The following is a 13,278-nucleotide window of genomic DNA, read 5'->3' as shown; positions in this document are numbered from 1 at the left end:
GTTTTTTCTCTTAAAATAGAGATTCATTTATCTTTTGAATAGAAAAGGGGGCTGCCCAAACACCGCTTTATCGATGTTTTGGGTCAGCCCCTTAGTCTTAGTGAGTATGATTTTTAGCAAAGTAAAGGAACGACTCTCTTTCATTGTCGTCTTTAATAAATTCAGAAGAAAAACGATTAAGATCTGTTAAACCAGGTTCTTCCGTAAATTCACGAACCCACTCGTCGTTATCAATCGTCTCTTTATTAACTCCTTCACGACTGAAAAACTCCTCGAATGCTTTTACCTCAAAGTCATTTTCAGTAACCCATTCTATAAAGCAAAGGCCGTTCTCTGTGAGATCATATCGATTTCCTTCTAGCTCGCTGCTTTTCTTCACTCCTTCTTCTACATCCTTAAAACGTTCCTGTAGTAATTCTTTCGCAGACATATGGTCCCCTCCTTAATTCGATGTTATAGTTATTTAATTTCTCTTAACTTAAAGAGATAAACATTATTCTCCGTTTTTCTCTTTTCTGGCTCTTATCTCATACTTCGGAGTCGGGGGAGGAGAGTTAGGGCTAAGATTTGATTCCGGCTTTTTATCCTGGATTTCGATGGGCGTAAAACCTTTCGGGATCTCGGGCATCTTCGGGAGTTTTGTCAGAGGCAAATTTTCATAGGTAGCCCCTATGTTTAGCTTGCCTTTAAGTTCTTTAATGCCTAAGGCTCCAAAATTATTCGTATACTCCAGTTTCTCAATGATCAGCTTGTCGACGGAAACTTGTTCAACATTGATCGACTCCATCTGTTCTGTTTTTTCTTTATTCTTTTTTTCCTGTTCTTTTATTTCTTCAAGAAGTTTATCAAGCTTTTTATTGATTGATTGAATTTCACTGCTTTCCTTAATTAAAAAGTTGAAAAAGGATTTGAGAGCCATAGCAACACCCTATTCTAATTCACTTATGAATGGCAGTTTCCTTCTCAGCATATAGGTAAAAGAGTAACCTTATTTAATACTTATGATTGGGTTGTCCAGACATGAATAAAAAGGAGGAGAAAAAATGAAGTTTAAGTCTACTGAGATCAATATTTCGATTATGAAGGTGACCGCTATCGATAATATTTCTAACCTTTCCTTTTCTTCATCCCAGCGAGTGGGAGTTTTTTCTACCGTCAAGAAAAATCAGGGATTTGGGATACAAAGTGCTGACAGAGTCCTGGTTTTCAATCCCGGCTATATCGTAGATGATTCTGACATAGACGACCACACAACGATAAGATGATCTGTTTACTTTATCTTGATTCGATTCTTTTCCCTTTGGATTCTTGGATACGTGACTTCTAGAAGCCCTTCCTGAAATACTGCAGTAATATTTGTTTCTTCAGCCGGTTCCGGTAGTTCTATCGTTCGTTCGAACGGTCCGTAATAACGTTCTGTATGGATTGCCCTAATGTCCTGATTTTCAGACTTTACGTTTCCTTTTATGATTAAATGGCGTCCTGATACCGCTAGTTCAAGATCGCCTTTTTTAACTCCAGGAAGCTCAAAAATTAAAATAACCTCATAATTGCTCATAAAAATATCGACCCTGGGAAAAGGTGATGAAGAGGATTTTTGTAATGATTGAGGAGGCTTGTTAGTTTGACTCCCTTTCGTCATATCTGCAAATTGGTTCATCATGTTCTGTGGATTTTCGTTATCAAAGATACTTGACCAAAAATCGTTTCCTTGAAAACTTTTGGCTATCTCCATCCATTGCTTTAGACGTTCCGGATCCATGTTCTCACCTCCAGACAATAGTGCGTGAATTCATAATATGTCTCAGGAAACATATATTTCTAACCAAAGGAGGGGGTTAAAAATGAGTTCACCTTCTATAGTTATTAATATTTTCTTGTTTAAGATTAATTCCTTTGAAAATGCATCGGCTGTAAATGTTGGCCAAAACTTCCTGGCAGATTGGAACAATATTGATAAGAAGAATCAGGGCTATGGACAAAACTTTGGCGATGACAGCGGATTCTTTGGAACAAGGAGCATTGTAGACGACCGTGATGGAATAGATATGCCTGCAGAAATGGGCCCCTCAATTGTAAAACCTTAGTAAGATAGCAGCTTAAGGGGGATGGTTAAGTATGATTTTTGCACCAGTGGTTATTAATCTTCTTGGATTTAAAGTAAATATTGTTGAAAGAAATTCAATGGTGAATTTTTCACCGGTCCAACAGTTAGACGTATATCTCTCCACCAAAAGGAATCAGGGATTTGGGGAGGAAAATGGAGACTTAACCGCAGTTTATATTCCGATCAGTTATGTAGTAGATGCAGATGGCAGTGATTCGAATTCAATTAAAAACAGTGTAGTATAAGGAAAAGAGGCACCATTTAATAGGTGCCTCTCCTTTCTTTATCCGTTGTATCCGCCATCCACGATATTATCGCCAAGGTCTTTCGTGTGTTCAGAAACATATGCATGTGTATAACTGACAGTTCCAAGCTCCTGGCTCTCGTCCAGATGGGAAACCCACAGATTATTATCTACTACCCTTTTCACAAAAAATTCTGTTGCATCAGTTTCAAATTTATTCTGGTAAAGCTCCTGGTAGTCATTATAGATGGTAATGATATCACCATATTGGAATTCGCTTAAGTTGCTCATCGTTATTTCACCTCTTCTTATTGGTTTGTGTTCTTTTCCTTGCTTTCAAGCTCGATTACATTATCGTCAGGATCTCGCTTGTTTACAGTTCGAACAACCATTTCTTTTTCCAGTTGCTGATCAGCGAAAGTAGTCATTGTCACATTTACAGGTTCATTGTCCTGAAGGCTTTCATTAAAGAGTTCATAACGTGGAACGTTCTTTAACGTAACATCGAAATGGGTTTCTCCCTCGAGCTTGTTTTCCAGCACGGTACCATGCGCAAATTCGATGGGCTCTCCACTGTCTGCCATTTCCAATCGTTTAAGTTCATATTCTGCCATGTCAAAACTCTCCTTTCACTGCCTGTATAATTTAAATTAACGATATTCAAAAAGTTTAAACATCGTTTAGCCTGTTAACGCTTCGATTGTTTTTGCTAACAACAAGGTTCTTTCCACGAATGTAGCTAGCTCTGTATACTCGTCAGTTTCGCTATGAGAGTTCTCTCCTACCGGGCCCATTCCATCGATCGTAGGGATGCCTAAATTCGAAGTTATCGATGCATCAGAGGCACCGCCAGTATGAATGGCTTTTAGATCCAGTCCCATCTCTTTTCCGATTCTCTCGACAATATGAAATAACCTTTTGTTGTCTTCTGTTTCTTTCATTGGAAGCCTTTCAATGCCTCCAGTTAATTCTGTTGTTGTTCCATCTACGAAGCTCTTGTCTGCTATCTTCGTAATTTTTTCTTTAATAATATTAATTTGTTTGTGATTCTCAACCCTCACATCAATCTTTGCATGGGCATGGGCTGGAATTGTATTTGCAGAGGTCCCGCCGTCTATCTTCCCAACATTGACCGATATTCCTTCCTCGATTCCGTTTAGTTTCTGCAATTCATTAACTTTTTGCGAAAGTTCATAAATTGCATTGATTCCCTTCTTAGCTTCTGCACCAGCATGGGCGCTTTTTCCTTTTATATTCATGGTATAGGTCCCAACACCTTTTCTTGCTGTCACAAGACCGCCAAATGGTCTCCCGCACTCAAGCACAATAGCGTATTTCTTATTTTCAGCAGCCGTTTTTATGATTTTTGTTGATATTGGGGAACCTACTTCTTCATCGCTGTTAAGGATGATATGGACGTTCTTATACGCCTCCGTACTATTTTTCTTTAAAGCTTTTATAGCATATAAGAGCGAAACAAGGCTTGCTTTTTCATCATTTACTCCTGGACCATAGGCTTTATCTCCTGAAATTGTAAATGGCCGTTTCTCTGCTTCCCCCTCTTCAAAAACAGTGTCCATATGGGCGATGATGATAATATCGGGATATTTATTTTCTGGGCTTTTTATCTCCAGGCAATTTCCGTATTTCTCCTCAGAGTGGATGTCTACCTTTAATCCTGCCTCCTCAAAACGGTCTTTTAATATTAGTCCTAATTTATCGACACCTTTTTTGTAATAGGTACCGCTGTCAATATTGACAAGCTTTTCAAGAAGACTGATCATCTCTTCCTTTTTATAATTCAAGTAATTCTCCAAGAGTAGAAGCCTCCTTCCTCATTACACTGCTTTTTCCCGAAGAAAACGTTGATTAATCAAAAAAACTGCCAATCAAGGCAGTTAATGTGAACTTATTTCTTCAGCTTAAAATGTTTTTCCACAAGTGTCGCGCTCTCTTTTAATGAACGGCTTCCATCTATTGTTAGTACTTTATATCCCAGTGATTTCGCCTGCTCGGCTACTGTCCTGGCAAAAATAACATCTCGCTCCATCCAGTTACGAAAAGCCTCTTCAGGATTTTCACATTTATTTAGCGCCTCCTGTACCCATCTTCCCCGCTTCGGGTACGTTGCCCTCTGGAAGTCTTCGGTAGGAATTCTCCATACCGCCTGATACTTGTTGGTAGTGACCTTTTCAACTAACTCTGGCAACAGTGCATTACCCTCCACAATAATCGGTGCACTATCCGGCATTTTTAGTAAATCTTCTAGAATATAAGCAAACTGTTCCCTGAATGCCTCAAATTCTTCGTGAATCAAAGTCGATAAATCCCTGTTCCATTTTTCATTCCAGTTTAGCCTGTATCTTTGATGCATGGTAGGACATTCCTCTATCGGGTTTCTTTCCGTATGATCATCGAAAGCCAGATCAGTATGATAGAGCTTAAATCCATGCTTTTCAGCTAATAGGTTTGCTGTCGAACTCTTTCCGGCGCAAGCTGACCCTCCAATCCAGTATACATGCGATAAACGAGCATTTGTCTTTTTATCTATTTCATTCATAAAAACTTCCCCTTCTAACAAAACAAATAGGATATATACCCCATTCTTTTCCCTAAAGAGGTTTCAATTAATCCTCCATAAAAAGTGACTCAAGCGTATCAATAGAAGCTACCGTTTTTAAGTCTGTCTTTAACTAATATTTCGTAATTTAGTCATTTCTTATGCAGCCTGCATCTTATTCAACATCAAATTAACTAATACCACAGGAACTGATTACACCCAAAAGAATACGGGAAGAGAAATCCAACAGCAAATGTGTATAGAAAGGAGTACGATTATGAGTACAGACATTGTTTGCACAATTGGACCAGTCAGTAATAAAAAAGACGTTTTACTGCATCTTGCAGAGCATGGACTAACGATTGCAAGACTGAATTTCTCACATGGAACTCATCACACACATAAAGAAACAATTAAAATTATACGAGATATCAACAGTAACACTGAAAAGAACATAAAAATCCTCGGTGATTTACAGGGACCGAAAATCCGGCTTGGAGAAATAGAAGAAGGTCCTGTCACTGTTCAAAAAGAGCAATTCTTTACGTTAAAAGTGGACCAGTCAAAAGGGAGTAACAATGAAGCAAGCATTGATTACTCAGGCATTATCAATGATATAAACGAAGATGAAAGAATTTTAATAAACGACGGCAGTGTTGAGTTGAAAGTAAATAGGATTACAGATGACTCTATCGAAACTGTTGTGCTCCGTGGCGGGGAAATAAACAGCCACAAAGGTGTCAACTTTCCGGACACTGAGATAAGCCTGCCCGGTATGACGGAAAAGGACAAGAACGACCTCCAGTTTTTATTAGAGGAACGGGTTGATATGATCGCATGCTCCTTTATTAGGCGATCGAAACATTTGCAAGAGTATATCGATTTTGCTAAAAAGGAAAAAGAAGAACTACCTGAATTTATTGCGAAAGTCGAAACAAGAGAAGGTGTGAAAAACTTTTCTTCTATTCGAAATACTGCTGATGGAATCATGGTAGCAAGAGGAGATATGGGCGTTGAACTACCTTACAAATGGGTTCCGGTCATCCAAAAAGCAATGATCGATGAATGCAATAAACATGATACTTTTGTGATCACCGCAACCCAGATGCTTCAATCGATGACAGAAAGTGCAGTACCGACTAGAGCAGAAGTGACAGATGTCTTCCAGGCTGTCCTGGATGGCACAAACGGTGTTATGCTTTCAGCGGAGAGTGCAATAGGGAAATATCCTGTAGAAAGTGTCGACACATTGAAAGCTGTTTCAGAGTTCGCTGAGCGGGTTGCTGACGAAGAGCCTTACGACCTGAAGGATATGCTACATTTATTGGAAAACAATTTATATTAATTGAAAGAGGGCTTTGGTTATGCCCTCTTTTCGTTAATATTTTGATATTATTTTTTGATGTTACTTTAGATTGGCTTTTCTTTCTCTTACTCTGGTTTAAAAGGCAATAACCTTTGATAGAGATCGGAAATTTCCTTGTTATAACGTTTTGCTTTTTCCGCTGCATTTTTTTGAAAAAGTAAATTCCTTACGATTGCCGGGTCTTTTTTTGCCTGGATCGATTCAAGCGCCTGGTCTAATGGTAGAAACCCCGTTTCTTTTGTTTTCCTGGATATGTCATCCCCACCGAGATCGAACTCAAAATATTCTGCAAGCAATATAACGACAAAGTCTTCGTACTTATCGAGATAGTAGTCTGCTCCTTTTGCGTTGTTTTGGAATAGGCATGTCTTGATGCCGAGCTTCCGGGCGGGAATTATATCCAGCTCCCTGTCCCCTATTGCAAGATCAATATTATGCTTTTGGTGCAGGTATTCATATGACTTTGTATCAGGCTTTCTTGGAAACCCATCATCCCCTGCAACTATTTCAGTAAAGTATTTATCCCAATTATAATACTCTAAAATTTCGATCGCTTCTTCTCGTTCCTTATGGGTCATAATGACGTTTTTATCTGCAAGCTTTAGGATTTCCTCAACATATGGAAACGGAGGTTTCTCTTCTGGAGGAAGCGCAGCGCTCTTCTCCTTGAACAGCTTAATCTGCTCTTCCGAAATGTTAAAGTAAGAAAAGGCATGGTGAAAAGAAATTTTTAGCTGTTTTAATATATCTTCCTCAGTTGGAGTGTCCCCAAGAACTCCCCGCCATGTTTTAGTAAATGCTGGATATGTATCGAAAAGTGTTCCGTCAAAATCCCAGAGAATGTTCATTTAGAAGCCAGCCTTTCTAATTGGAGTTATAAATTTCCGTGTAATTTCCCCTTAAATAAAATAGAGAGCGAATAGCCACTCTCTATATAACATTAATATTCTTTTCTCTAACTCTATTTTACTAATCGGTTCATTTCAAGCAAGAAAATCATTTTTTACGCCAAACAACAAGCCTTTGAATTTACTGATTTGTCATATCGATGATTCGGAAAGCGTTCTGGTCACTATCTCTATAAATTGCATAACGGCCAGGAGGGATATCTACTGGTTCTTTAATAAATTGAAGTTTTTCTTTATTCTCCTTATAAAAATCATCTACACTATCAACCATGAATACGCCGCCTGGCCCAATGTCCATTTCATCATCTTCTAAAAGAATTTGCACCTCAGAACCCGGAATGTTCAATGCAACTGTATGTTCTCCCTCTCTCCATGCTTCAGACATTCCTAAAGTTTCGCGATAATAAGTAAGGGACTCTTTTAAATTGCCAACCGGATGAAATAAAAAAGCTAGTTTCATGTTTATAACCTCCTTAAATTTTCTGGACATAACCTAATTATGTTATAGCATAATCAGGTTATGCTGTCTATAAAAATATGGTATAATGTGGATATGAAAGAATGGATCCCTATACCAGGTAGTGTTCAAGAAAGGCTTATAAAAATAGCTTTAGCCGACTTTTGCAGTAAAGGTTATAAAAAGACTTCGGTTTCCCAAATCGCCAGTCAGGCAAATGTAACAACCGGGGCTATCTATCACCATTTTGGTTCCAAAGACAATTTATATCTATTAATAAGAAAGGAGATCGAACAGCGTATCGCAGATCGGATGGAAGGTGCAGCTTCCTTATTTGAAGACCCTTCTGATAGACTCCAGGCTGCTTTAGTTACCGCCTACAATTCATCATTCAAGCTTGACGCAGAGGTGTTGCTAAGTGAAGAAAACCCGGTCAGCACAAAGGAAGATCCCATCTATCGATATCTAGACGACTTAAGTAAGAATCTAGTGAATGGTCTTAGCCTGATCCTTATTTCAGCCTTTCGTTCCACGCTTAAAGGAGTTTGCAATGGAGAGTTATCAATGGATGAAGGGAAGAAATTAATTGAATGGCTATGCAGAAAATCCCCCCGCTGACTTGCAACAGCGGAGGGATTTTTCTAATCATCCAGAGTGTATTTTATAGATTGCTTTTCTTGAAAATCTTCCATTCCGAGCTCTATCAATTTTTCGATCAACTGTGAATAAGAAATTCCTGTCTCTTTCCATAGTAACGGAAACATGCTGTAAGGTGTGAAACCAGGCATGGTGTTCACTTCATTAATAAGAAGCTCTCCTTCCGTCGTCAAAAAGAAATCTGCACGGGCTAAACCTGTTCCGTCTAACGTTTTGAAAGCTGTAATAGCTAAGTTTTGAAGTTCTTTATAGGTAGCCTCATTTAAATTTGCAGGAATAATCAGCGCAGTATTTCCGTCAATGTATTTCGCATTATAGTCATAAAATTCATCTTTCGACACGATCTCTCCGGCGACACTGCACTTCGGAAAATGGTTTCCGAGTATGCCAATCTCGATTTCTCTTCCGTCAATTCCTTCTTCAACAATAACTTTCCGGTCAAATTGGAGAGCTTCATTAATAGCCTTTTCTAAATCCTCGCTATCAGTCGATTTGCTAATTCCAACGCTTGATCCAAGGTTCGCAGGCTTAACAAAACAAGGAAATCCCAGCTTTTGTTCAATCTGTTTAATCAATTGCTCCCGGCTGTTTTTCCAGTCTTTTCTTTTAAAATGAATATACGCTGGTTGCTTTAAACCTGCTTGGGCAAAGGCTGTTTTCATCATTACTTTATCCATTCCTACAGCGGAAGCAAGAACCCCATTGCCGACATAAGGAACATTTAACAATTCCAGTAATCCCTGTACTGTACCGTCTTCCCCGTTGGGACCATGCAAAAGTGGAAAGATAACATCAAAATCTGCCTCTCCATCTGCTTCGTTTCCAGAAATAGAAGGCAAAAAGCTAGGACCTGGAATCATACTATGAGTTTCGGGAAAACTATTTTTAATTTTTAGATCGCTTGTGTTTTCGATTTTACCTGTTATCTCTTTACCCTGCAGCCACTTCCCTTGATCTGTAATATAAATCGGTTTAATCGTAAACCTTTCGTGATCGACCGCATTCATGACAGACATAGCAGTTTGCAACGAAACATTATGCTCTGCTGATTTTCCGCCATACAATATACCCAGCTTAACTTTTTTACCCATCGGTATCCTCCTCACACCACTAAAAAGATTAAGATTTACTAAATAAAACCGTTACCCATTCGTTTGTGTGAATTCTTTCTTTAACCGGGTACCCGGCTTCAACAAAAAAGTCTGTTATCTTCTTTTCATTCCATTCTACGATACCTGAAACAAGAAATTCTGAACAATCAGTTTCAAATAAATGATTCACCTGGATAATTTTTATCGTTTCTTCTACACCGATATTAATAATAATAAAATCGGGATTGTGTTTACTCCTATACTCCCCGCTTAGTAAATCAGCTTGATTGACAGTGATGTTGGAAATTTGATTCAACAGAGCATTGTAGTTGATCTCTCTTTCTACGGGTTGTATATCAACGCTTTCCACCGATTGTGCGTTTCTAATTGCGGCAGCAACACTCAATATACCCGAACCTGCTCCTAAATCAACGGCATGCAGTCCAGAGAAATCTTTCTCCAGCATAATTTGCAAGCAATTCTGTGTTGTTTCGTGCAGGCCTGTGCCAAAAGCTCCTTGAGGATCCAGTACAATTTTATGTTCTACATAATTAGCTTCTGACTCAGGTGTGCAAATCACCCATCCGTTGGTCAGCATCACATCTTCAAATGGCTTCTGCCAGTTTTCATCTTTTATTTCCCTATATGTAATTTCACTCTGAGAGATGCCCACTGTTTTACTAATCAACAACATATAATGTTCAGGAGGCTTTTCGTCAGTATCCTCCACATACACTTCTAAGTTTACATTTGCATCACCCACTTCTTCATAACGATAACCGTTCTGATCCTTCTCAACTTCGATCGGCACATCATAATGGGTGAACACCAGCCCAACGCCATTCAACTTTTCTATCGTTTGTTCAACAATACGGTAAGGAACCTTCATTTGATATTGGATATACATTGTCTATTCCTTTCCTGCTACACTTTTCCCTGCTGTAATTTAGTCTACTAAAAATTTTCTTTGTTTTAAACTACCTCGTTTTTTTAGGCTGAAATGCAATCATTAAAACAGTGAGCACGCCGATTCCGCCAAAAATCGGATAGAGAATGGAAAGAAGCGTTCCAAAACCTATTCTGCTTATTAACAAGCAAACGATAAGTATAACTATAATAATATTTTTTTCGGAAAATCCGGTCAGATGTTGAATCTGTTTTGTTAATCCAAATGCATTGCCGATCACTGTTGTTAATATTTCTCCTAGAATAACAGATATATAAAGCAGATGTATCAAACTGCCGAATGTTTTGATCACTTCTCCCATCGGAATTTCAACGGATTCTAGATTAGGCATAGATGAAAGCGCGATAAAACCAGTGATAAGGATTAACAATAATCCTGCGCCACCTATTGCCCCACCAACTTTTATAGTCCTCTTATCTTCTATTTCCATTCCGATCGGTACAAGCACGGTTTGCGCCATCGTCAAGTTAAAACCAATGTAGGCAAATGCACTTAAAAACCAGCCAGGTTCTGTTAGCTCATACATAACAGGTACTGTTAGAAAGTCGACCGCTTTAGGAAGCAACAGTAGTCCGATCGATACACTGAAGCAAATCATGACCGGAACCACGATTATGTTCAATAGAAAAACGCCGTTGATACCTCTTGTTAATACAAAGTAGCATAGCAGAATTGCAACAGTGATTCCTATAAAAGAAGGAAACTCCATTTGTTCTGAGAATATTGCTCCGGTTCCAGCGATCATGATCGAAGTTACCCCGAATAAAATCACAACAAAGATACCGTTTACGAGAGCCCCTATCTTCTTCCCAAATAAATACTCGTTTAACTGGTGATGTGATTCAGCCTTAATCTCATTTGAAATTAGCATTATTTTTGTGCCTATCCATATAAAAAACATTCCGGTAATAAAAACACCTATAATCCCGGCCATGCCGTATATGGTGAAAAACTGGACGATTTCTTTTCCGGTAGCAAAGCCCGCCCCGACTACTGTACCAATAAAAGCAGCTGCTATTTTGAATGAATCCTTTAAAAGTGTTCTCATAAGCAACTCTCCCATACATGTCCCATTACTTCATCATATGGAAATCGCAGTGAGAAAAGAATGCGTAAAAACAAAACAGGAACCGATTCGGAAATGAATCAGTCCCTGTATTTTAGGGTTTTGTTATCTTTGCAGTTAAAACTGAACTTTCTCTTCAAGAAAGCTGTGCAGTTCACTAATCGGCATTCTCTTTTGTTCCATCGTATCTCTGTCACGAATTGTCACCTGTTGGTCTTCGACTGAATCAAAATCAAATGTGATGCAATAAGGCGTTCCGACCTCATCATGGCGGCGGTATCTTTTGCCGATAGAGCCAGAGTCATCAAAATCGATCATAAAATCCCTGGATAGTTCTTCAAAAATCTTATATGCTTCATCAGAAAGCTTTTTTGATAACGGGAAGATCGCAGCTTTATACGGTGCGATCGCCGGATGGAAATGCATAACGGTTCTGCTTGTTCCATCTTCAAGCTCCTGGTCTTCATATGCATCGATCAAATATGCAAGCGTCACGCGGTCTACTCCGAGGGCAGGCTCGATACAATAAGGTACATACTTCTCATTTGTTTGCTGATCATGATACGTAAAGTCTTCATTTGAATGTTCCATATGGCGCTTTAAGTCAAAATCGGTACGAGAAGCGATTCCCCATAATTCTCCCCACCCGAATGGGAATTTGTATTCGATATCTGTTGTAGCATTACTATAGTGCGATAGTTCTTCACTCTCATGTTCACGTAACCGAACGTTCTCTTCTTTCATTCCAAGGGATAACAACCAGTCATTACAGAAGTTCTTCCAGTAGTCATACCACTCCAGTTCTTCTCCAGGCTTGCAGAAAAATTCAAGCTCCATCTGTTCAAACTCACGGGTACGGAAAGTAAAGTTTCCAGGTGTAATTTCATTACGAAAACTTTTTCCGATTTGGCCAATGCCAAACGGAACTTTCTTACGCATTGAACGTTGAACGTTTTTAAAGTTTACAAAGATTCCCTGTGCTGTTTCAGGGCGGAGATAAATCTCGTTGCCGCTTCCTTCTGTAACACCCTGGTAAGTTTTGAACATTAATTCGAACTGACGAATGTCGGTAAAATCATGCGCACCGCAATTCGGGCATTTAATGTCATGCTCCTCGATCAGTTTTTCCATTTCGTCAAACGGAAGACCATCGACGATCTTTTCGATTCCTTTTTCAGCTAATGCGTCTTCGATAAGGTTATCGGCACGATGGCGTGTTTTACAGCTTTTACAGTCAATCATCGGATCACTGAAATTACCAAGGTGGCCTGATGCTTCCCAGGTCTTAGGATTCATCAAGATTGCAGCATCAAGCCCAACATTATACGGGGATTGCTGAATAAACTTTTCCCACCATGCACGCTTAATATTGTTTTTTAACTCGACACCTAGAGGACCGTAATCCCAGGTGTTTGCCAGGCCTCCGTAAATCTCAGATCCCGGGAATATAAACCCCCGATGTTTTGCGACAGCAGTAATTTGATCCATTGTAATTGCCATGTAAAGTTCTCTCCTTTTACTAAATTAATTCTTATCTATAAAACAAAAAAGCTCTCATCCCAAAGGCAAAAAGATTTGCCAGGGACGAGAGCTGGTTGCACCCGCGGTTCCACCCTAATTGATACAGTGTAGTTTGTATCCTCTTTCAGTTATAAAACTCAAGACTGCCGTTTCTCCGGGTTCTCCTTCGAGCTTCCACCGTCCTCGAATCGCTATTGGAAAGAATGTCCGAATACTATAGGTCTATCATCGTTTTCTATTAATTATTGTTCACTTTAAAAATTATATTACCCAATCCCCCTACATTAAGTCAAGGTATGAAGCAAAAATGGGCTGATTCTTTTTGTTTTCTTCA

17 protein-coding genes and 1 pseudogene are annotated in these 13,278 nt (G+C 39.1%); 5 read left to right on the top strand and 13 right to left on the bottom strand.

Features of this window, described 5'->3' with window-relative positions; translation table 11 throughout:
* Positions 1-97: 97 nt before the first annotated feature.
* Positions 98-430 carry a hypothetical protein gene (locus FCL54_RS10775; RefSeq protein WP_138126203.1) on the bottom strand — a complete coding sequence of 111 codons (333 nt, stop codon included), beginning with the start codon at positions 428-430 and terminating at the stop codon, positions 98-100.
* A 63-nt stretch (positions 431-493) separates the two neighbouring features.
* Positions 494-919, bottom strand: a complete 426-nt coding sequence (locus tag FCL54_RS10770) for a hypothetical protein (protein WP_138126201.1) — start codon at positions 917-919, stop codon at positions 494-496.
* 124 nt (positions 920-1,043) lie between these two features.
* On the opposite strand from FCL54_RS10770, the gene FCL54_RS10765 reads away from it, so the two are divergent.
* Positions 1,044-1,265, top strand: a complete 222-nt coding sequence (locus FCL54_RS10765; protein WP_138126199.1) for a hypothetical protein — start codon at positions 1,044-1,046, stop codon at positions 1,263-1,265.
* Positions 1,266-1,270: 5 nt separating this feature from the next.
* Here FCL54_RS10765 and FCL54_RS10760 read toward each other — a convergent pair whose 3' ends face one another.
* A complete protein-coding gene (locus FCL54_RS10760; protein ID WP_138126197.1) occupies positions 1,271-1,762 on the bottom strand; it encodes an Hsp20/alpha crystallin family protein in 492 nt (163 codons plus the stop codon).
* Positions 1,763-1,844: 82 nt separating this feature from the next.
* Between FCL54_RS10760 and FCL54_RS10755 the strand changes: the two genes are divergently transcribed.
* Both FCL54_RS10755 and FCL54_RS10750 read left to right on the top strand, forming a co-directional pair.
* Complete coding sequence (locus FCL54_RS10755) at positions 1,845-2,087, top strand: hypothetical protein (RefSeq protein WP_138126195.1); 243 nt, start codon at positions 1,845-1,847, stop codon at positions 2,085-2,087.
* Between the two features lie 31 nt (positions 2,088-2,118).
* The gene (locus tag FCL54_RS10750; RefSeq protein ID WP_138126194.1) at positions 2,119-2,352 is read left to right on the top strand and encodes a hypothetical protein; all 234 of its coding nucleotides are present in this window, start codon (positions 2,119-2,121) and stop codon (positions 2,350-2,352) included.
* A gap of 38 nt (positions 2,353-2,390) precedes the next feature.
* Here FCL54_RS10750 and FCL54_RS10745 read toward each other — a convergent pair whose 3' ends face one another.
* The 4 genes from FCL54_RS10745 to FCL54_RS10730 form a co-directional block, all read right to left on the bottom strand.
* Entirely contained in the window at positions 2,391-2,642 is a 252-nt protein-coding gene (locus FCL54_RS10745) for a hypothetical protein (RefSeq protein ID WP_138126192.1), read from the bottom strand.
* A gap of 17 nt (positions 2,643-2,659) precedes the next feature.
* Entirely contained in the window at positions 2,660-2,965 is a 306-nt protein-coding gene (locus FCL54_RS10740; protein ID WP_138126190.1) for a hypothetical protein, read from the bottom strand.
* A gap of 66 nt (positions 2,966-3,031) precedes the next feature.
* Positions 3,032-4,168 carry a M20 family metallopeptidase gene (locus FCL54_RS10735; RefSeq protein WP_138126188.1) on the bottom strand — a complete coding sequence of 379 codons (1,137 nt, stop codon included), beginning with the start codon at positions 4,166-4,168 and terminating at the stop codon, positions 3,032-3,034.
* 92 nt (positions 4,169-4,260) lie between these two features.
* On the bottom strand, positions 4,261-4,911 hold the full coding sequence (locus tag FCL54_RS10730; RefSeq protein WP_138126186.1) for a hypothetical protein: 651 nt from the start codon (positions 4,909-4,911) through the stop codon (positions 4,261-4,263).
* 277 nt (positions 4,912-5,188) lie between these two features.
* On the opposite strand from FCL54_RS10730, the gene pyk reads away from it, so the two are divergent.
* Positions 5,189-6,256 carry a pyruvate kinase gene (gene pyk / locus FCL54_RS10725; protein ID WP_138126184.1) on the top strand — a complete coding sequence of 356 codons (1,068 nt, stop codon included), beginning with the start codon at positions 5,189-5,191 and terminating at the stop codon, positions 6,254-6,256.
* A 311-nt stretch (positions 6,257-6,567) separates the two neighbouring features.
* Here the strand turns inward: pyk and FCL54_RS10720 are convergent.
* Both FCL54_RS10720 and FCL54_RS10715 read right to left on the bottom strand, forming a co-directional pair.
* A pseudogene (locus FCL54_RS10720) lies at positions 6,568-7,125 on the bottom strand (HAD-IA family hydrolase); the annotation flags it as partial.
* Between the two features lie 181 nt (positions 7,126-7,306).
* Entirely contained in the window at positions 7,307-7,645 is a 339-nt protein-coding gene (locus FCL54_RS10715) for a VOC family protein (RefSeq protein ID WP_138126180.1), read from the bottom strand.
* Between the two features lie 93 nt (positions 7,646-7,738).
* Between FCL54_RS10715 and FCL54_RS10710 the strand changes: the two genes are divergently transcribed.
* Positions 7,739-8,260: a TetR/AcrR family transcriptional regulator gene (locus tag FCL54_RS10710; protein WP_171016780.1), complete on the top strand. Its 522-nt coding sequence runs from the start codon at positions 7,739-7,741 to the stop codon at positions 8,258-8,260.
* Between the two features lie 23 nt (positions 8,261-8,283).
* Here FCL54_RS10710 and FCL54_RS10705 read toward each other — a convergent pair whose 3' ends face one another.
* The 4 genes from FCL54_RS10705 to FCL54_RS10690 all read right to left on the bottom strand — a co-directional run bounded on the left by FCL54_RS10705 (position 8,284) and on the right by FCL54_RS10690 (position 12,923).
* Positions 8,284-9,390, bottom strand: a complete 1,107-nt coding sequence (locus FCL54_RS10705; protein ID WP_138126176.1) for a D-alanine--D-alanine ligase — start codon at positions 9,388-9,390, stop codon at positions 8,284-8,286.
* A gap of 28 nt (positions 9,391-9,418) precedes the next feature.
* Entirely contained in the window at positions 9,419-10,297 is an 879-nt protein-coding gene (locus FCL54_RS10700; protein WP_138126174.1) for a 50S ribosomal protein L11 methyltransferase, read from the bottom strand.
* A 70-nt stretch (positions 10,298-10,367) separates the two neighbouring features.
* Positions 10,368-11,405 (bottom strand): YkvI family membrane protein, encoded by a 1,038-nt coding sequence (locus tag FCL54_RS10695; RefSeq protein WP_138126172.1) that lies wholly within the window; start codon positions 11,403-11,405, stop codon positions 10,368-10,370.
* 135 nt (positions 11,406-11,540) lie between these two features.
* The gene (locus FCL54_RS10690; protein ID WP_138126170.1) at positions 11,541-12,923 is read right to left on the bottom strand and encodes a glycine--tRNA ligase; all 1,383 of its coding nucleotides are present in this window, start codon (positions 12,921-12,923) and stop codon (positions 11,541-11,543) included.
* Between the last annotated feature and the right edge of the window lie 355 nt (positions 12,924-13,278).

The organism is Exobacillus caeni (assembly GCF_005747095.1).
Taxonomy (GTDB): domain Bacteria; phylum Bacillota; class Bacilli; order Bacillales; family Guptibacillaceae; genus Exobacillus; species Exobacillus caeni.
Note: the sequence above shows the minus strand (reverse complement) of the source record. Positions and strands in the feature narration are given on the sequence as shown.